Source organism: Pseudoalteromonas sp. NH0006-46 (genome assembly GCF_057547735.1).
Map to the genome: position 1 here is coordinate 12,944 of NZ_BAAJML010000002.1, position 19,973 is coordinate 32,916.

The following is a 19,973-nucleotide window of genomic DNA, read 5'->3' on the forward strand; positions in this document are numbered from 1 at the left end:
ATACTTATTAATTACATTTTACTTTAAATATAAAAACCTGATCACTAAAACGAAAATCAATCGCTCACTCTGGTTTTGTAATAATATAATTTTTGTAATGTATCCATATTCTACTAGTTAATGAAGTCTTGTACCTTGGTATAGCTCCCTGTTGGATCTTCTTTTACAAACCACCACAGCTTTAATTTTGCTCTTGTAAGGCCTACATATGCTAATCTCATAGCTTCTTCTTTTTGAGCATCATCATAAGATATATTAAAGCCTGCGAGTTGGTATAAATAGTTTCTCAAAACATTGTTGGAATCGTATGTACAATCTTCAACAAGAAAACAGTAGTCAGCTTCTAACCCCTTACTTCTATGAAAAGTTTCAAATTGAATCCAATCAGGTATTTTTTTTAGTTTGAGCTGAGCTTTGGTTTCATCAAGAATTTTATTTGTTTTAGCTAAAATTAATAACCCTTTCTTATTTTTATCCCACTCCTTCAAGGCCAGCTCAGGAATTATAGAATTTAGTTCATTTTTAACTTCAGTTATAAGTCTCGCATCAGGTAACTCTTTTAAAGCCAATCTATTTTCTTTATCGTTTTTGGTACATATTCCTGTCTTATAATTAATTCTGTTATATGAAAGTGCCGACTCTGCTGCTGAAACAATCTGTTGGTATGAACGATAGTTTTTAACCATTTCAATGGTTTTAATATTTTTAGACGGGAAATGTTCCTTATAATTATTAATAAATTCAGGAGAGCTTCCTCGCCATCCATAAATGGATTGATAATCATCACCAACACACATCAAAGAAGTATTAAACTGCTCTCCTTTAAGTCTACGTAGAGTTGCTTTTATCCAACGCGATACTTCAGGTGATATATCTTGAAATTCATCAATAAAGATATTGGATAGGCTCTTCTTTGTTTGATTTGTAAGTTTGTCAAAACAAGTATTATTAGGGTTAGAGAAGTTTATAAACATGTCATGAAATCTTATAACCTTATGGTGAGGCAAAAATTTTTCTGTGAAAAATGGCCAAAAAATAGATAGAGCTTCTGCAAATAATTTATCGCATCCATTTACAAAAGTTTGCTCTAAATGATTCGCTATTTCTTTTGTTGGAACACCTAAACTCTCGCTAAAAGAACCTAAATTATAGAAAGCATCCTGTAATTCTGAAAATCCCAAATCACCAGAAAGTTTCACTTCAAATCTAGGACAGTTTCTAGGTGTTTTATTATTTTTTATTTTATTGTCTATAAGATGCTTTAAAATCAGCAAATCAGTCTGATTACGAATAGCATAGACTGTTTCATTAGACTTATGCCTTAAAAGGTATGCTTTTCGTTTGATTAATGCATAAGTGTTATGCTTAAAACCACAACTGAGAGTGATATTTTTTTGAAGTGATGATTTAGTAAATTCTTTATAATGAGGGTAAAAAACTAGATGTAGGTTTAACTCAGGAATGTATGCATCACTCTTAAGTCGTAATGTTGGAAAATCAGTATTTTCAAATGTAATATCCTGTCCAGTATAATCTCCTATTGAAAAATAGTTCTCCATCATCGGGGAAAGAATATCATCAAAATCTTTTGTTTTTGATATAATCCCCCTCTTAGTGTTAGGGGGCGAGTCATAATCCATTGCCCCTTTTAGTTTTTCGATAAATAAGATATCTATTAACCGTCTAAACTCTTTATGCTTGGAATAGCAATAATCCATTGCTTTTAATAACAATTCGTTTTGGCCATCAGATAATTCAGAAATACTTACGAATTGTTCATTAGCAGTAGCAATTGCTCTATCTAAAGCTCCTTGATTATCATCATTTGAATCTTTAATGAACTCAAAAATTTTCTCATTGCCACTTAAAAAAGACGATTTAGCCATTTCTAAAGCTTTAGAGTGGAAAGTTCTTATTATTTTTTCACTTTTTTCTTTAGATATTTCAATACTATATTCACCAAAAACTTCAATCAATTTTTCCCTAAAATCATTGACTGAAGCTCTAGTAAATGAAAAAACGGTTATTTCATCAAGACTCACATGACATTGTGTATGAAGAAATAACAGTCTATATATGAGAGAAGTAGACTTTCCTGATCCTGCACCAGCAATAGCTAATGTGTTTCGAGAGTTTGAAAAAATTAGCTTTCTTTGTTCTTCATCTGGTGGATATTCAAGTCTATTGGATACTTTACTGTCAAAATCGTTAATTTGTTTGATATTAAAATTAAGATTTGAACTAGAGACAATATTTTCATTGAGCAATTCGAGTTCAGGAATTGGTTCATGAGTATGCACAATTTTGGAAGTAAGATCTAATTGTGCTCTGTTATAGCCTTGATCATAAGCTTTTTTGAGAAAGTTTCTATGTTTTCTTTGAAGCTTTGTTATAGACGTATAATAGTGTTTTCTTCTTGCTAGTTGGAGAGTTCTTAGAACTTTATTTATCCAGCTCATACATAAATCCGATTCTTTTAGCTTTTATAAAATCTTTATAGGTCATCCTTAAGTAAGCTAACTTCAGACTTGGCATGACAATGTAATAATACTAACAATAATATTAAAGCAATGATATCTTTTAACTTACTGAAAATTGGTGTTTTATAATGTTTTTAAAAATAGTTATTATTCCTATCATTTTATTAAATATCAATATGAGTTTTGGTAAAGAAATGACTTCATTCTCTAGCGCTAAGAAATTTTTAATACAAGAAATTAATATAGATAGTAAGTCAATTTACTGTGGATGTAGAATAAAAAAACAAGGGAAAAGTCTTATTCCTGATACTGAGACCTGTGGTTATAAACCTCGTTTGAAACTAACAAGAAAAGGTAAAGTTAACCAAAGAGCAAAACGGATCGAGTGGGAGCATATAGTACCAGCTTGGGAGTTTGGACACCAATTGCAGTGCTGGCAAAATGGTGGAAGGAAAAACTGTAAAAAAATAAGTGCCAAATATAGAAAGATGGAAGCTGATATCAATAATTTAGCACCTGCAATTGGTGAAATAAACGGTGATAGATCAAACTTTCGGTTTGGTATGATTGATGGCGAGCCTAGGAATTATGGTAGTTGTGATGTTGAAATTGATTTTAAACAAAGGGTGATTGAACCACCGCTTGAAGCTCGCAGGCGTATCGCAGAGGCATATTTTTACATGCACCGTGAATACGGACTAAAGATTTCTAAAAGGCAAAAGAACCTTTTTCAAACTTGGCTTAAATATTAATTTAAATTATCTATTCCTATTGGATTGTCAGAATACCGCTTCAGGTAACTATTTATACTTATGCATTATTATCTCTTAAAGTTTTTGAAGCTCATGGTGCTACTTTTTTGAGGCTTATAAGCATAAATAAGAATCCATATAGTTTTGCTGTTAATATTTTTTGTTCAAGTATTTTAGGAAAGCTTAAATTAACATCATATCTTTTCTATATATTTTTCTGTAAAATTAAAATACCTGCCTTAAATTTACTGTACAAAAAGACAGTGTTATTCTACAGTTTAAACATGAAAGGCATTCCGATAAATAATAATAGGTTGTAGTTACATGGAAAACTTGGAAGTCCTTGAATATTCGTTACATAGAGTTGATGTTAAAACAGATGCGCCAGTACCAATGGCATTAGATGGTACTGCTGAAGGTTTAAAAGTATATACTCAACTAGTGTTAACAGAGCTGTTAGAAAGCCCGCGTAGTCGTTATTTTCAGTTTAAGGATATGGACGAACTTGTACCATCATCGCTTGTTGCAATATCAAATGGTGAAGATTGGACTACTAAATCAACTCAAATAGCCCAGAAATTGTATGATGTTGAACTTGTAGTTCAGGATAAAATCAAACAGTTAACCGATGTTCGAATGGGTGGATTGTTACAATTAAAGATCAAACATGATGAATGTTTAAAGTTTGTTATTATCAAAATTGATAATAGTGAATATCTTGATGAAGATAATTTAGATTTAAAGTCTGGTTTACCTACATCAAAAAGTCGTTTACAAAAAGCGGCTGTAATTACTTTTACTCCAGAACACACTGTAGATGAAGTTATTGTATCTGATAGTAAATCAACAATTACTGAATATTGGTATTTATCCTTTCTGATCGCAGAGCAGTTGCAAGACTCAGAAACCAATACAAAGAATGCATTTAATGCAATCGACAATTTGCTTACAAAAGAAGTAAAAAAGGTTTCACCCGTTGATTATTGGTTTTTAAGAAATGATATTGTTAATCACTTCAGAAATGAAGATTCTCTAGCTTATGATGAACTTGTTGATAAAGTTAAGGCCCATAGGCCTGAAACCGCAGAATTCCAAGAAAAGTTTGATTCTTTTGTTGAAAAGTTTGAAGAGCTTCCTACAAAAGCACCTAAGCCATTTGATACCCAGTTTGATCTAGTATCTAGTTCAATCAAAGCCCGAATTGTTAGGAAAGTTATGTTGGATACAAACTTTGAATTACGTATAAATGGTGAAGTTGATGATTTAAAGTCGCGAATTTTTGCCAATCATGATGATAAAGGTAAATTCATTAAAATATATTCTGACAAAGGATATGATGAATTTAAAACTACTGAGGACAACTAATGTCAATTGCCAAGGAAATTTTAAAGCTTTTTGGTGAACTTAAGGAAATTAGTATCGTAGAAAACTTTAGTCTATACGAATCTAAGCATACCTTTAATTCATCAGCGGCTTTAAATGGGCTAAATGAAAAGTTAAATAAGTACCTATCAGCCTTAAATGTGCTTGGGGTTGATTTAACTTTGACTATTGAAGTACAAGAACCAGTAAGGTTTCTTACTGCTAACCTTGATACTGTAGCTGAAAAAGTTGAGTCCCTTACTGAACAGTTAATATATCTTGATGATGATATTAAGATTGAACTTAGGATTGATAAAGAACAATCCAAAAATTTTGACGTTTTTAACTTTTCAATTTTTTGCGAGCATATTGAATCATTAACATTACAACAAAGCTTTGAAGCTTGGAATAAGTTTAATTATTCGTCTCTACTCAAAATTAATGTGTGGGAAGATATAGCTCCCTTTTCAACAGAATCTATAGTTTTTCAATCGGTATACCCTGTTGATACATCCTCGGTAAATCAATCATTAATAGCCGTTTCTGAGGATGAAAGAGCTAGTCGTATTGAAAAACGTGATAAATGTGGTCACTTTGCGAATGCGGCTCAGTTTAACTTTATTCCTAGTGATTTTAAGCCAGGCATGACTAAGAATTTAGAGCTTGAGAGCTACTTTAATGGCCTGTTTAATACATTATTAATTGTTTTTCTTTCTGATTTTTCTTCTGTTGAATCAAATATTATTAAATACCGACTTAAAGGTTATAAGTTACTCTCTGAAAATATTAGTTTTGATAAATTAAAAGCTTATGATCCAAGTGAATTAAAAAACATTTATGAATGGACTTATCTAGAGGGAAACTATACCGACAAAATAGGTCTTGCAAGAAATATAATATCAATCCATTTAGAAAATGAAACTTTGCTCTCAATTGAAACAGGAACATCTGCTTCTGTTGAATCTGGCTATGACCTCTACCTTAAAGAAAATGTAAAACAGTACATTGAAATAAAAAATAAAATTTCTGAGTTTATTCAAGGTCAATCTGATAAAGCTTTAGAAATGACTAAAAGTATGTTTTCCATGTTTAAAACTGGATTGTGGACTTTTACTACGTTTTTTATAACAGTCTTTTTACTTAGAGTAGTAAATAAGGGGACTTTCTCGGGTGCATTTAGCTTTGAAGTCTTAATGATAAGTATATTGCTTATAGCTGTTTCGTTTATATATTTAGGTATATCAATTTTTGAAATAAACTCAGATAGAGATCGTTTACTAGGTAAATATTCTGAAATAAGAAGTCGCTACAAAGAACTTTTAAATAAAAAAGATCTCGATAAAATTTTGAATGAAAGCGAAATAACTCACAAAGAAAGAACTTATATTAATACAAAAAGAAATCGTTATATTTGGGTGTGGGTAATAACAAATATTTTGCTTCTGAGTGTAGTAAGCATTCTTTATTGCTCATCGGTTGAAGAAACTAAATCAGTCCCAGATGCAGAAGCAGAGAAGGCCATTGAAGTTGATAAGGCTATTGAAGAAGCTAAGGCTATTGAAGAAGCTAAGGGCATTGAAGAAGCTAAGGGTATTGAAGAAGCTAAGGGTATTGAAGAAGCTAAGGGTATTGAAGAAGCTAAGGGTATTGAAGAAGCTAAGGGTATTAAAGAAGCTAAGGGTATTGAAGAAGCTAAGGGTATTGAAGAAGCTAAGGGTATTGAAGAAGCTAAGGGTATTGAAGAAGCTAAGGGTATTGAAGAAGCTAAGACTATTGAAGAAGCTAAGACGATTGAAGAAGCTAAGACTATTGAAAAAAAGCTAAAACCTTAACAGGCTAATCTTTTTTCGGTTTTCTTCATAGAAAAACAAAACATCAAGGTTATTTTAATTCGTTAGCAAAGCTAATGGTACATCGAATACTTTATTTTTCAAATTCCCTTTTTGAAACCTGTTGATTAGAAGCTTGTTATAGATCATCAAGAATTTCTAAAGAATTATCGTTTCTTATTATTCTTCCTTATTAGTAATAAAAGTAAACTTGTAAAATAATAACTTCACTATAAAATTTTATTATTAACAGTGATAACTAAATTTATTTAAAAAAATGTTCTAGTTCAGCGTCCTTTGCTTCCTTTTCCTCTATTTTTTTAAATTCAGCTCTAGCTTCAGCCATAAAATTCGGGTTTCTAGCTATCATAATAACTGGTTCAAATGTATCTTTTGATTTATCAGGATAATATTTCTTTAAATAACCAACTCTTACTAATTCTTCTAATGATGCAGTTAATGCACGATTTTTCTCTCTATTGGTTTTTACATTCATTGCTATACGATTAATTAAGCTTACTTTTACATGTCTAACATATTCTTGTTCGCTGAATTTCTTAGTTTCAAGATATAAGAAAAGAGATTTAGCATACCCAGTATTAATTAAGTTATATACTCTTAAGTCAATGAATTCTCTATCAATATATACTGAATTTTTATTTTTAGGCAGAAAATTGTAATCCATTGTAAAGTGAATTATTTTATTTTCTTTTTTCCAATCATATTTTAACAGTAAGCTTGTTTTGATTTTTCTAATACACACTTGCTCATCATTAAATATTTTTATGCAAATCTCACTAGCCATAAACTTATCAAGTCTCTTTTCAAAAAGATCTATATTAGATTTTCTGATTTGAACTCCTAAAGTTTTAAAAACCTCAATTTCTGTCATTTTAAACTCCATTATTCTAGGAGCATCATCAGAAAGATTTTGATTTATTTTTTGAAGTTTACTAACAAGTAAAGAAAAGAGTGGGAAATCTTTTTTAGTATCTAGCAAACGACCTTTGTAATGAATAGTTTCAGTTTTAGTACGTCTAAGATTGAGTTCGACTTCCTTTTCTTCATCATATTTTGGGGGTCTAGCTAAAAAAATAGGTGCAAATAGCAGGCTTGTTAATTGAATTGAGTCAGTTAATTTATTAACGAATAGTTTTTTATTTTCTGTTATTACCATGAATATTCCTTTTAATATTTACTAAAAGTACATCTAATAAATTAAAGGTCAATAGCAATTTGGCAAAATAAATACTAGAGTTATTTGTTAAGTGGGGTTTGGACTACACGATTTAAGGTTTTTAACCACACTGTTCGGTGTTTAGTAATACACGTATTGATGTTTTTAACTACACGTTCGTGGTTTTTAACTACACTCACCTAGTTTGTAGGTATTATTAACTAAGGGATTAGCTGTCCTCTAACATTATTTTTATCTATATTAACAATTATAAACCTATAAACTTTAAACATATTTTTCTGTGATGATGCTTTGCAACAATATTGGTTGTATTAAATTTTTTAAATAAATGCTTAGTTTTATTATTTTAGTTTCTTATCTTTTAGTTTTTGTGTTGGTTCTTTTTTAAATAACTTTTTAATCTCTTCGTTATATTCAAAATCATCAATAGTGGACTGAATAACATTATTAGGCACTTTAACATTTTCTATTAGCTCATATAGTTCCCTAGCATTACAGTCCATAGTTTGTTTAGGCATAGGTTCATTGTAATGAACATTACAAGTTACCCCCTCAAAATTTGATTCTACTTCTAATATATCGCCTGTTTTTTTCTGGTTATTAGACATACGCCTAAACATATTAAAAAACGAAAAACCTAGTACCATCAGGAAAATCAATGTTTCCATTGTTCTAAACTCAGGGTGTGCTCTTACAAAATTAATAATTACCGCTTTGTTTAACTTCCTTTTGCTATTAATGTTTTTAAAGTATTTTTCAATCTTGTCTAATATTTGACTAATGCTCATTTCATCAATGTTAATCAAATCTTTTAAGACTGGATGTTTTTTCAACAACTTGAGTATTTCATCAATAAGCCAATCATTTTCAATGTACTTTAGCTTATCATTGGCTGGTAGTATTTCTGCCCTAAACTTCTCTTCAATTAATGTTGCTAACGTAATATCGTTCATTTCTTTACTCCTTTTTTATTATTATTTTTCATAATGCCGATGATTGAATTTTCATCAGATAATTTTTCACTATTGGATCTTTCAAATTCACTTTCTGTATTTGAGATGGTTTTAGTTATAGACCGTTTAATTTCTTTATCATTGATATCCATAACCATTTCAGCCGTTAAATTGGCATAAATATCAGCTTTGTCTTTATTAAATATCGCTGTTAACCATTTTTTGAAGTAATTCAAAAATTGAGATTTTTTATTCTCAATATCTTCGACCAGTTTTTGATACTGCTTATGCTTCATTTTTAGCTGTTTAAGCAGGTATTTATTTTTTGGGAGGTATTTATCCATCGTGATGAGTTTGGATACGCCACGCCTAAATTTGAGCCTTTTAAAGGCTTCTGCGGCAATATCTTGCATATCAACGAAATTTTTATTGAGTTCATGTGTTTTGCCTGAGGCAGGATCTATATCTTTTTTGAAAAGGTTTCTTAAATTTGATTTTTTGTTCTTAAAGTCATAATTAAAAAACATCACATGTGCATGAACATTTCGGATAAATTTATTATCATCATCAAAATATCCTTCATCAGCATAGTGAAGTGAAAAACCTAATTTAGTAAAACCATACTTTTCTGCGTAAGTGTTGGCATAATCCTCTAAACATTTAACAATTGCTTTTTTAGCACGCTCATTTCCAAGCTTTTTTTCTAAATTCAAGCAATGTGAATTTGAGAGCACTACAATATGCTCGAAGAGAGTGTTCATATCAGAGCGACATTTTTTACCTGTAGTTTTTTTATATCTATCTAGGCACTTATAATACGCATCTAGCGGGGATGCTGAACCTTTTGGACTTACAGTTACATTTTGATTTGAATATTGAGGAAATACATTAACGGAATTTGTCTTGCCTGTTCTAAGTACATGCTCAAACTCAGCTAGTGCTGATTTATAGCTTCTATCTCTGATTTCAGTTTTAACAACTGGCTTAGTTGTACCATCTTTGTTCTTTTCAAGAATATTATTATTATATTTAACCTGTTTACTGATTTTATGATGTTTATAGTAAGCTGATCTGACTGCTACAAAGTTTTTTTTCATTCTCTTCTTTTTTATTGGTTATTTACAATAGAACATAAATTTATTTTTTTTCAAGTAATGAGAGATATCCGATATTTGGTAAAAAGATTTAACTCACTAAAGCCTATGTGCCATAGGCGCGAGTTTTCTGGAGACAGAAAAGGGAATAAACGATAACTAATTAAAGACGAAGACAATAAAAATAACAGCCTCACTAAAATAAACTCATTTTTTTGTCATTAATTTAAAATAATTATTAAGTGTCAGATTTTATTGAAAATATTTTTCAGCTAAAAAATTTAAATATAAGATAGTACTAATATAGTACAACAAAACATATATTATCTTATATAAATCCCATATTATAATATAATTTTTTCCTTAGTTATCAATGGGGTACTTGATTTTTGTGCGGTTTCCGCTTATTATTTACTCATTAATTAATAGTCCTTTAAGGGAGGAACTATTACAAAAGAGGAATAAAACATGAGTACAGAATTATCACCAGTATTAACCGTAAACCAACATGAATTGTCAGATATCGAGTCAAAAATTTTTCATATATCAGAAAATCAAAAAAAGTGCTGGATTAAAATTGCACAATACCTGTGGTTAGTGGAAAAATTTCAATTATTTAAACAAGATGAAAAATATAGTAGCTATTCGAACTGGCTAAAATCACTTGCAAAAAGGCTTGAGTTAAAGCCATCCACACTTTGGAAATATCGAAAGATAATTACAATGATTAATGAACTTGAAGTTCCGCACAAAGATATCAATTCTAAAAATGTGACAGGATTGGAGCAGATATCCAGAATCTTTGATTATAATAAAAATCCTGAGCAGGCTATTGAGTTTATTGCATTATTGAATGATAAACAGATTAAAATATCTGAGCTTAAAGAATACTATAAAGAATGCACTGCTGTTAAACGTGTAGAGAGTAATATAACTTTAACCCAGAAAAACTTTATGACGAAAATTACGGGTAAGTTGTACAATTATTTAATATCCTCATTTATATTAAAAACAGCATGTGTAATAGTTGGGATTATGACTATTGCCCCAATAAATTAACAAAAACGGAGTAGATTTACTCCGTTTTATGGAGTAAACGGCTATTAATTACGCTTAACTTCTTTTTCAAAAACAACTTTGCCACTGGATAAAACTGCTAGTCTAGTTTCTCCAATAAAAATATCGTAGTACCAGCTTCTAGGGTTTGAATGAAAAGGTCTTAGTGATACCGATTTTACTTTATAGTAGTTATTTCTGTTTTTCTTTAAATAGGCAACCTCTGCTTTATGTAAAGCTTTTTCTAATGGCATTGAAATGTTATTTAGTGGATCAAAATCTGGTTGTGATTTTGCTAATGAATCTGGAATTACAAGGTTATACATAATTGATGTTTTTATACCTTGCTTAGTGGTTGTGATACTTCTGCCTCCCATTGTTTCAGCATTAGACTCAGTAGAAATTACAGTAAATAATATAATTAAAATCGCTATTCTCATTTATTAACTTCCTTATTTTTGATTAATTAACATTTCATTAAGTTTTTTCTGTAAATCAGCATCTTTTATAGCACTCTCTTTAATTTTTTCTTGGCTGTCTGGTGTTACTTTTGTGATGATTAATTCAGATAATTTACTAACGTATTTCATCTCTGGATTTTGTGGAAACCCTTTTTCAAACAATAACCCATTATTTGAAAATTTAGAGATATCTAATTGTTTTGGTACATCTATCAAATAATCCTCACCATCAATAACCGACTGTTTAATTTCAGATGCAACCTCGGTGATCACATCAAGAAAAGTAATGTAATCATTGCCTATTTTGCTATGCGAGTTTTCGTCTATTTTGCTTATTTGACTTGCAAATAGAAGTTTTTCTAAACGGTGTACTTTTAACTCTTCTCTCAATTCAGCTAATGAAGCATCATCAAGTTTTTCAATGTTATAAAAATATTCTTTATTGGTTGGTATGTAAAACGATAAGTCATAGCCTAATTTTTCAACATCAGCAGAAAACACTAGCCGATTCTTTTTTATTTGGAATAGTTGATAAAGGCTGTTTTTAACCTCTTCTTTATTAAAGAAGGCAATTGCAACTTTTCCAATTCCATCAAATACAATATTTGAAAAATGTTTTTTCAAAATATCATTGATAGCTATGCGCTTTCTTATATCGTTATTTTTGCTGATTTCAGCGTATAAATCAGCCATGTTTTTAATGAAAATTTCATTATCTGGCTTTCTAGAAATAAATATTTTCTTTTGTTTAATTTCTTCATTTAGTTGTTTTTTCTTATCACCAAGAGCATTTAACTGATCAATCAGCGATGATGGATCTTTGATCTTACCAATTATGTTAGATATTTTTTTTCGCTCTTTTTCAACATCATCTAACTTAATTTTAAGCCTATTAATATCTTTCGTTACCGCAATTTGTGATTTTGAAAATGTTTCAGAATTAAATACTTCCGAAAAATCAATTTTGTCAATTATGTAGAAAAATGATTTTATGAAAAATTCATAACGGATTGATTGATTACTACATTTATCTGAGCGAGAAGCAACACTACATATTAAGTATGATTCTCCCGCTGAATTGTTCTTAAAATGCATATTGGAGCCACAATAAGCACATTTTGATACATCTCTAAACAAATTAGAAAATGCTCCATTTCTACCACCAGTGGCTTTACCTGTTTTGGCTGAAACTCTTCTTTTTCTGGCTTCATCAATATCATTAAAAACTTTTTCATCAATCACAGGAGGATAGTAATCTGGAATCTCATCACCAATAGGAAGCCGTTCCTCTTGGCCTGATTTTTTTTGATATGGCTGATAATAACCTAGTAATCTTCGATCTCTTATTAATCTATTTATATATGAAGCGCCCCATAATTTACCTGTAAAACTAGGGACTTTAAGTTCTGTATTGAGGTATTTTATTAGTTTTCCAACACCGTAATTTTCATAGGCAGTTTTTTCAAAAATAATTCTGATAATTTCAGCTCTATCTTCAATAATTGCATAATATTTGTCGCAATTTTTGCTATTTTTACTTATTTTAAGTGCTCCTCCTTCTTTTACTTCTAGCCATTTAGGACAGTTACTCGTCATTACCATTTTTGTCGCAGCAGCATCTTCTCTTTTATATCCGTATGCTGTAGATAACCTAATAGATTTTTTCTCGCTTTCATCCCAAGCTTGTTGAAAATACACAAGTGCTTTCATAATATCTATTTGATCAGAATTAGGTTTATAAACAGCCTCATCAAATAACGTAACTATGCTGATGTTGAAATCTAGAATTTCAAGAAATAGGGCTAAAGCTTTGTTAATAGTTTGTCTTGATAACCTATCAAACGCTTCAATAACTAAATAATAATGATGCTTTTCCGTGTCATATTCTCCATTTTTAGCATTTTCAATAATCGTATGTAATTTACCGCCTTTTTCGTTGTTTTCGCCTGATTTTGCGCTTTTACCTATATCTATAAAGTCACCTGCTTTTTTTAGACTATGCTTGTCTAAAAATGATTTTAATAACTTTTCTTGGCGGTTCTTACTCGTACCCTCAAGCTGAATTTTTGTAGACATTCGCTTGTAGCTAATATAATAACCTTTTAATTTTTCAGACATAATTCCCCCTAGGCTCAATATTTTATAACACAATATTATTTGTGTGTAACTAATGGGTATATGCTATTTTTAGGTCCACCGGGAACCGGTAAATCAATGCTTGCTCAACGAATGGCCACAATAATGCCGGCTATGTCTGATGATGAAGCGCTTTCAACTGCCGCACTTTATTCAATTATTGGTCATTCAATCGATTTAACAAACTGGCGACAACGCCCTTTTCGTAATCCTCATCATACCTGCTCGGCGGTTGCATTAGTGGGAGGCTCATCAAATCCTAAGCCGGGTGAAATTTCGCTAGCGCATAATGGGGTATTATTTTTAGATGAACTTCCAGAGTTTGAGCGCAAAGTGCTCGACTCCCTGCGTGAGCCAATGGAAACCGGTACGGTAACTATTTCGCGTGCGGCGCGGCAAATGGAGTTCCCTGCACAGTTTCAGCTCATTACAGCGTTAAACCCAAGTCCTACGGGAAGCCACACCGATAAACGAGCAACACCCGATCAAGTTATACGTTATTTATCTCGTGTATCAGGCCCATTTGTTGACCGTATTGATTTGCAAATAGAACTACCACGGTTAACAAGCGTAGAACTGCAAAGCACTAAACAAGAAGAAACCAGTGCACAGGTGCGTGCGCGGGTAGAAGCAGCTTATTACATACAGTTAAAACGCCAAGGCAAAGTAAATGCGCGGCTTAACAATAAAGAAATGAGTATTCACTGTGAGCTTGCTTCAGCAGAGCTGCAGTTTTTGGCTAAGGCCAGTGAAAAGCTGTCTTTATCGCCGCGCTCTTACCATAGGGTCATTAAAGTAGCGCGTACGATTAGTGATTTAAAAGGGAATGAAAAAATTAGCTTAGACGACTTAAAAGAGGCATTAAATTACAGAGCCTTTGAACGCTTAATTGCTCAACTCACCAAGTAACCAGAGTTGAGTATAAATAGCTTAAACCGCTTTTTAACAACTATATAGAGAGCATGTAGCCTTTGCCACGCACTGTGACAATACGCTTTTGATCTTTTTCATCGTTTAGCTTTTTACGCAGTCGACCAATAAGAACATCGACTGTACGATCGTTAGGGCTCCAATCGGGCTGTCCTATTTCTTCAGATATTTTTTCACGTGAAGTGGCTTTACCTGCATTACTTATTAAACAAATAAGTACTTTGTGCTCTGCTTCAGTTAAACGTGATTCAACACCTGATGAGGTAATTAAGGTGCGATTATCGGGGTGTAATTTAAAGTCGGCGTATTCAATAAACTCTTCACTTTCGTCGTTATCTATATTAACAGCAACGCGTTTGTATAGAGCACGCATACGTAGTTCAAGCTCAAGTAAATCGACAGGTTTACAAATATAATCGTCTGCACCTTGGGCAAGGCCTGCTATGCGATCTGCTTGGGAATCACGGCTAGATAGCACAATAACACCAATGTCTGTTAGAGTATTGAGCTCTTTGGCAAGCTGTAGCCCATCAATTTTAGGCAAAACAATATCTATAATGGCAAGTGTAAAAGCATCGCGCAGGTTTGACCGCTGCTTTACGATGCTTAGTGCATCAGCGCCAGTTGAGTCTACTTCTATTGTAAATTCGGTTTCTGCAAAGTGATTTTGAATGCGTTTAACGAGTATTTCGTCGTCTTCAACCAATAAAACATTAATAGCCATAGTACTTTATTTTAAATGTTTGTAGCTCTGTATGGTAGCACCATTAGGTAAATGCTGAGAAGGGGTTACATGCTAGTTTTAAGTAACTTAATATTTCAAAAATATTAAAATAATTATAAAAAATTAAAAAGCGCCCTTATATTTGAGGGCGCTTTTCATAGCGTTATAAAATACCGGGTTAAATTATTTGCCTTCGTACATTGAATCCCACCACTGTGGCTCATCTTTTAGTTTTTTATCGAAATAAGCCAGCATAGTATTCCACCAGTTAAAGCGTTTATCGCGAGCAAAAATTTGATGGTCTGCGCCTTTATACTCAATAAGCTCTACGTCTTTGTTAAGCAGTTTAAGTGCGGTATACATTGTTAAACTCTCGCCTACCGGTACGTTAGTATCGCTATCACCATGAATAAGTAACAGTGGAGAGGTTACTTTATCAGCATGAAATACCGGACTATGCTGGCTATAAAGCTCAGCGTTATTCCATGGGAAGCTGTTTTTAGATGCCTCACCAGAATATAAGTAGCCCCACCATCCTTCGCCCCAATAAGAGGTTAAGTTTGAAATACCAGCATGGGAAATAGAAGCGCTAAATAAATCGGTTTTTGTAGCCAATAACATAGTCATAAAGCCACCATAAGAGGCCCCTAAATTACCAACTTTGGTATTATCTACATAGTCGTATTTTCTTAAAAATGCCTGTGTCCCTTCAATAATATCGTCGGCGGTGTAATCACCCCACGCATTTACATGTTGCGCTGAGAATTTTTGTCCAAAGCCCGTTGCGCCGGTAGGTTGTACTACATAAACCACATAGCCGTTTTCTGCCCATAAATTAAATGGGTAACGGCCGGTAAAGCCACGAGTAACAGGTGATGTACCACCGTAATAATAAACAAGAGCAGGGTACTTTTTAGTTTTATCTAGGTTACTTGGCACATAAACACGGCCGGTTATTTCAACACCACTTTTATTAGTAAAGTTAAATTCTTCAAGGGTGGGGATTGTTGTATTGGCATAAGCAATTGGTTTTGAATCCCAAATAAGATCGGTTTTGTTTTTACTAATATTAAGACGTTTTAGTTGTTGTGGCGCTAAAGCACTTGTGCCAGTGATTAATACTTGTGAATTACGCCCGTATGAAACGCTAAATTTTTCTACAATATCTACACTGGTATTTAACTTTTTGAAGCGCTGCTTACTTAGGTCAAATAAATACAGTGGTTGGGTGTCTTTTTCGGTCACTTTAAGTACCGCATCGCCGTTTTCTAATACGCTTAACTGACCAATCGATGGGTCGAATTGTTTACTAAGCGCAGTGACGTTTTTACCATTATTAGTTAACAAGTAAAGCTGTCCGTCGTAATTATTGGCAAGCATTGACTTTGGCAGCGCTCTGCCAGCGCCATTTTTAAAGTCGGGACCTGCAACAACATACACGTCTTTGTTTGCGTATTTTGCTTGGTTAAATGTTTTAAATTTACCAAGTGACAAAAGTTTGTTTGATTTTATATCCAGCTCAACGAGCTCTGTCTCAGGGTGAGTAGACGCTTGCATAGCCATAACCGAGCGGCTCATTAATACTTTTCCACGCGTACTATTTAAATCTTCAAAGCTATGAGAAAGCGGGCCTTGGCTAAGCGCTTTAGTTAAGCCACTTTTAGTATCAAGCATATAAAGTTGGCTGGTGGTGCGCGCATACGACCAACGATCTTGAAGGCCTTTATAATGCTTGGTTAAGTTGTGACTGTTTTCTGGTGATTTAGACCAGCTAAATACGATGCTAGTGTCGTTAAAAAAGGTGAAGCCACTCGCGCCGGCTAAGTCGCTTGCCAGTGTTTTAATGGCTAAGCTTTTACGATTAAGCTGTTTTAGCTCACCATTTAACAAATACACTAAGTACTGATTATCTGGGCTCCAAATAATGTTACTTGGTTGTCCATCTTCAAATCGATATACAGTCAAGTTGTCTGTATTTTTTAACTCGGTAACCAAGTTGGCTTTATTTTGATTCTTATCGTCATAAGTGCGTTTAGTAGTTATGTATTGCTCAGCGTTGGGCGCTAGAGATATATTACTTAGGGTCGGTGCATCAAATAATTGCTTTGCCGATAAGCGCTTTATGTTTGATGTATTTAGCGAAATTTTATCAGTGTCACTTTTAGGGATGAAATCGATAACCACATCATTCCAGTTTGCGACTTGTTGCGCCAAAATAATAACGCTGTGAGTGGAGTTAGTTAAGGCAAGCTTATAACTGTTTTTATCACCTTTTTGAAGCTCACTATTAATAAATAATTGCCCCTCTTCAATCCCCTTTAAAGTCAGAGTGCCTTGTGTAAAACGCGTTGTTTCTATATTAAACTTCAGCGCTTGAAGTCCGCCAAGGGTGAGTGCGCTTACTTTATTGAATGGTTGCCAGTTTTGTTTTTTACCGAAAATAGAAAAACTATCTGAGTTTGCTTGTAATTGTGGCAAAAGGTTGTTGATAATGGTTGAGCCATGAGGCGTTTGAAAAGGTTTTAATTGCATATCTTCGGCAATAGGGCCGATAAATTGAATCTTTGATTTGTCCAATGGTTCAGCAATTGTTGCAAAGCTTAAACTGCTAAACGCTAATAAGCCTAAGGCTCGTTTAAGTCGCTTGTTGCGATAACACCAAGGTGCATTAAATTTCATTATTGTGCCTGTTATTATTGGATGTTTGGTCAAATATAGCATGTATTGTTAACATGCTCATCCATCCAATATAAAGGAGAGAAAGTGACTTTACTGATTGTTTATATGGTTGTGGCCATTGTTATTTCGTTTTTGTGCTCTGTGATGGAGGCGGTGCTATTAAGTATTTCGCCAAGCTATGTTGCATCACTCAGAAAAGAGCAACCTGAGCTAGCTAAGCAACTTGAAAAACTAAAAAATAATATAGATCAGCCATTAGCAGCTATTTTAACCTTAAATACCATTGCACATACCGCAGGTGCGGCGGGTGTGGGGGCGCAAGCTGCTGTGGTTTTTTCTGATGCTGCAGTAGGAATTGCCTCAGCAATAATGACTTTACTGGTATTAGTTCTTTCTGAAATTATTCCAAAAACACTGGGTGCTAATTATTGGCGTGCCTTAACGCCAAGTGTTACCTACTCTTTACGGTTTTTGGTGATTTCGCTAAAGCCCTTTGTATGGTGTGCGCAAAAGTTAACAAACCTAATGGGGCCAAAACACGACGAGGCTTATTATATTCGCCAAGAAATAGAAGCCATGGCAGATATTGGCACTGAGTCGGGTGCTTTGCACGAAGATGAGTCTGAAATTATTCGTAATCTTTTACATTTTAGACACGCAAAATTGTCTGACTTAATGACGCCGCGCACGGTTATATTTAAAGTACATAAAGACTTAACAGTAAACCAATACTTAAATGAGCATGGTTCGTCATCGTTTTCCCGCGTATTAATTTTTGATAAAGATGCTGACGACATTGTCGGATTTGTGCATAAAAACGATATTATGTTGGCCTATCATCGCTTAGGGACCGATTATAAAATTAGTAAGCTGATCAAACCAATTTATACAGTACCCACATCTCAAAACGTATCGTCATTATTGCAAACATTATTAACGCAGCGTACGCACATATGTTTAGTCGTGGATGAATACGGAGAAGTGCGTGGCATTGTAACGCTTGAGGATATGATTGAAGCACTAATGGGCTTAGAAATAGTCGACGAGCGCGACCAATCAACCAATATGCGTGCAGTAGCAAAACAGCGCTGGCGTAAACGTTTAGCCAGCAGTGCGCATATTGTAAGTGCAGAAGATGAACACCCTAAAGAAGAAAAATAGCCCTTTACTTGCAGCGTTAGCTATTGTTAGGTACTTAAACTTAATACAATAGTTAACGCCTGCCCTCGTGTTTTTTTAGCCAAACGGTATACTAGCGCGATTATTTTAAATGGCTTTAATTATGATAAGAATAGATCTCACCTTGGCTGACCAGCCATTTTCATTAATGGTTTCTGGGCAGCAAATAGTACAAGTATTTCATAACCAGCAAGCAATTGCGTTTGATACTCCTCGAGAACATTACTATCAATTTAACTTTCAAGATAAATTAATAGGTATAGATACCAGCACAACTGCTGAGCAAAGTATTTCGTTATTTGTAGACGAGCAATTTGCTACTCAGCTCGCTTTACCAGCCCCAGTTAATGGCGAACCTAAAAGAGGTTTTTTAGGTTTTGCTGCGTTGGGTTTTAAATTATTTAAAAGTGCAAAAGTAGTAAAGGCTGCGCTGGCGGGTGCATCAGTTGCCGGGTATGCCTGGCTATTTAGCATTGAATTTGCGCTGATGCTTATAGCGTGTTTAGTAGTGCATGAGTATGGGCACGTAAGAGCAATGAAGTACTTTGGTATAAAAACCAAAGGTATTTACTTAATCCCATTTGTAGGTGGGTTAGCTGTCAGTGACGATAAAATAACAACCCGCTGGCAAGATGTGGTGATCTCGCTCATGGGCCCTGCATTTGGTTTGTTTACCTCAGTGCTAGGCGTGGTGTTTTTTTACGCCACAGAAATGGAAATATTTGCAGGCGTTGCGGTACTTAGTGCACTGCTTAACTTATTCAACTTACTGCCTATTTTACCACTTGATGGCGGACATGTTTTAAAGAGTATTAGCTTTTCAATGCGATCGTGGGTGGGGCTGAGTGTATGTTTATTGGGAGTGTTATTTGGCTTATGGCTAAGTTACACCTTTGGCTTAATGTTACTGGTGTTCTTTTTGTTTGTTGGGGCGCTGGAAATTGTATTTGAATGGCGCGGTCGACATTACTCCCATCTATTACCACTAGACAAATACGGACAAGGTTTTTCAGCGGTTATGTATGCACTGGCAGTTGCAGGCCATGTGGCAGTGATGATGCATTTTGCAGATTCTGACAATCCAATACTGAGTTTGCCGATGACAATTTTATCGAGCTAATAATTGTGCGCAGTTAACTT

The 19,973-nt window shown here is 33.5% G+C and carries 14 protein-coding genes and 1 pseudogene; 7 read left to right on the forward strand and 8 right to left on the reverse strand.

Annotation, left to right across the window (positions count from 1 at the left end):
• Positions 1-113 precede the first annotated feature (113 nt).
• Positions 114-2,459: a UvrD-helicase domain-containing protein gene (locus tag AC27I2_RS04880; RefSeq protein ID WP_487203615.1), complete on the reverse strand. Its 2,346-nt coding sequence runs from the start codon at positions 2,457-2,459 to the stop codon at positions 114-116.
• A gap of 149 nt (positions 2,460-2,608) precedes the next feature.
• Between AC27I2_RS04880 and AC27I2_RS04885 the strand changes: the two genes are divergently transcribed.
• From AC27I2_RS04885 to AC27I2_RS04895, 3 genes are all read left to right on the forward strand, one after another.
• Positions 2,609-3,232, forward strand: coding sequence for an endonuclease (locus AC27I2_RS04885; protein WP_487203616.1), 624 nt, complete (start codon positions 2,609-2,611; stop codon positions 3,230-3,232).
• Between the two features lie 324 nt (positions 3,233-3,556).
• Positions 3,557-4,597: a nucleoid-associated protein gene (locus AC27I2_RS04890; protein ID WP_487203617.1), complete on the forward strand. Its 1,041-nt coding sequence runs from the start codon at positions 3,557-3,559 to the stop codon at positions 4,595-4,597.
• A complete protein-coding gene (locus AC27I2_RS04895) occupies positions 4,597-6,426 on the forward strand; it encodes a hypothetical protein (RefSeq protein WP_487203618.1) in 1,830 nt (609 codons plus the stop codon). Before AC27I2_RS04890 ends, AC27I2_RS04895 begins: the two co-directional genes overlap by 1 nt.
• 262 nt (positions 6,427-6,688) lie before the next feature.
• On the opposite strand, the gene AC27I2_RS04900 is transcribed toward AC27I2_RS04895, so the two are convergent.
• From AC27I2_RS04900 to AC27I2_RS04910, 3 genes are all read right to left on the reverse strand, one after another.
• Positions 6,689-7,600, reverse strand: a complete 912-nt coding sequence (locus AC27I2_RS04900) for a hypothetical protein (RefSeq protein WP_487203619.1) — start codon at positions 7,598-7,600, stop codon at positions 6,689-6,691.
• Positions 7,601-7,962: 362 nt separating this feature from the next.
• Positions 7,963-8,574 carry a hypothetical protein gene (locus tag AC27I2_RS04905; RefSeq protein WP_487203620.1) on the reverse strand — a complete coding sequence of 204 codons (612 nt, stop codon included), beginning with the start codon at positions 8,572-8,574 and terminating at the stop codon, positions 7,963-7,965.
• Positions 8,571-9,671: a hypothetical protein gene (locus AC27I2_RS04910; RefSeq protein WP_487203621.1), complete on the reverse strand. Its 1,101-nt coding sequence runs from the start codon at positions 9,669-9,671 to the stop codon at positions 8,571-8,573. The genes AC27I2_RS04905 and AC27I2_RS04910 overlap by 4 nt, the downstream gene beginning before the upstream one ends.
• A gap of 465 nt (positions 9,672-10,136) precedes the next feature.
• On the opposite strand from AC27I2_RS04910, the gene AC27I2_RS04915 reads away from it, so the two are divergent.
• A complete protein-coding gene (locus AC27I2_RS04915; RefSeq protein ID WP_487203622.1) occupies positions 10,137-10,727 on the forward strand; it encodes a hypothetical protein in 591 nt (196 codons plus the stop codon).
• Between the two features lie 44 nt (positions 10,728-10,771).
• Here AC27I2_RS04915 and AC27I2_RS04920 read toward each other — a convergent pair whose 3' ends face one another.
• On the reverse strand, positions 10,772-11,164 hold the full coding sequence (locus AC27I2_RS04920) for a hypothetical protein (RefSeq protein ID WP_487203623.1): 393 nt from the start codon (positions 11,162-11,164) through the stop codon (positions 10,772-10,774).
• A gap of 12 nt (positions 11,165-11,176) precedes the next feature.
• A complete protein-coding gene (locus AC27I2_RS04925) occupies positions 11,177-13,303 on the reverse strand; it encodes a recombinase family protein (protein ID WP_487203624.1) in 2,127 nt (708 codons plus the stop codon).
• A 60-nt stretch (positions 13,304-13,363) separates the two neighbouring features.
• Here AC27I2_RS04925 and AC27I2_RS04930 point away from each other — a divergent pair.
• Positions 13,364-14,230: pseudogene (locus tag AC27I2_RS04930) on the forward strand (YifB family Mg chelatase-like AAA ATPase); the annotation flags it as partial.
• A gap of 40 nt (positions 14,231-14,270) precedes the next feature.
• On the opposite strand, the gene AC27I2_RS04935 reads toward AC27I2_RS04930, so the two are convergent.
• Positions 14,271-14,975, reverse strand: a complete 705-nt coding sequence (locus AC27I2_RS04935; RefSeq protein ID WP_219422897.1) for a response regulator transcription factor — start codon at positions 14,973-14,975, stop codon at positions 14,271-14,273.
• A gap of 183 nt (positions 14,976-15,158) precedes the next feature.
• Positions 15,159-17,654 carry an alpha/beta hydrolase family protein gene (locus AC27I2_RS04940; RefSeq protein WP_487203625.1) on the reverse strand — a complete coding sequence of 832 codons (2,496 nt, stop codon included), beginning with the start codon at positions 17,652-17,654 and terminating at the stop codon, positions 15,159-15,161.
• A gap of 84 nt (positions 17,655-17,738) precedes the next feature.
• On the opposite strand from AC27I2_RS04940, the gene AC27I2_RS04945 reads away from it, so the two are divergent.
• Positions 17,739-18,815, forward strand: coding sequence for a hemolysin family protein (locus tag AC27I2_RS04945; protein WP_219422899.1), 1,077 nt, complete (start codon positions 17,739-17,741; stop codon positions 18,813-18,815).
• 121 nt (positions 18,816-18,936) lie between these two features.
• Positions 18,937-19,953 (forward strand): metalloprotease, encoded by a 1,017-nt coding sequence (locus tag AC27I2_RS04950; protein ID WP_487203626.1) that lies wholly within the window; start codon positions 18,937-18,939, stop codon positions 19,951-19,953.
• Positions 19,954-19,973: the final 20 nt, after the last annotated feature.

Coding starts and splice junctions, on each gene's coding strand:
- AC27I2_RS04920 (WP_487203623.1), bottom strand. CDS start 11,164: ATGAGAATAGCGATTTTAATTATATTATTTACTGTAATTTCTACTGAG.
- AC27I2_RS04910 (WP_487203621.1), bottom strand. CDS start 9,671: ATGAAAAAAAACTTTGTAGCAGTCAGATCAGCTTACTATAAACATCAT.
- AC27I2_RS04880 (WP_487203615.1), bottom strand. CDS start 2,459: ATGAGCTGGATAAATAAAGTTCTAAGAACTCTCCAACTAGCAAGAAGA.
- AC27I2_RS04885 (WP_487203616.1), top strand. CDS start 2,609: ATGTTTTTAAAAATAGTTATTATTCCTATCATTTTATTAAATATCAAT.
- AC27I2_RS04900 (WP_487203619.1), bottom strand. CDS start 7,600: ATGGTAATAACAGAAAATAAAAAACTATTCGTTAATAAATTAACTGAC.
- AC27I2_RS04935 (WP_219422897.1), bottom strand. CDS start 14,975: ATGGCTATTAATGTTTTATTGGTTGAAGACGACGAAATACTCGTTAAA.
- AC27I2_RS04915 (WP_487203622.1), top strand. CDS start 10,137: ATGAGTACAGAATTATCACCAGTATTAACCGTAAACCAACATGAATTG.
- AC27I2_RS04905 (WP_487203620.1), bottom strand. CDS start 8,574: ATGAACGATATTACGTTAGCAACATTAATTGAAGAGAAGTTTAGGGCA.
- AC27I2_RS04895 (WP_487203618.1), top strand. CDS start 4,597: ATGTCAATTGCCAAGGAAATTTTAAAGCTTTTTGGTGAACTTAAGGAA.
- AC27I2_RS04925 (WP_487203624.1), bottom strand. CDS start 13,303: ATGTCTGAAAAATTAAAAGGTTATTATATTAGCTACAAGCGAATGTCT.
- AC27I2_RS04890 (WP_487203617.1), top strand. CDS start 3,557: ATGGAAAACTTGGAAGTCCTTGAATATTCGTTACATAGAGTTGATGTT.
- AC27I2_RS04940 (WP_487203625.1), bottom strand. CDS start 17,654: ATGAAATTTAATGCACCTTGGTGTTATCGCAACAAGCGACTTAAACGA.
- AC27I2_RS04950 (WP_487203626.1), top strand. CDS start 18,937: ATGATAAGAATAGATCTCACCTTGGCTGACCAGCCATTTTCATTAATG.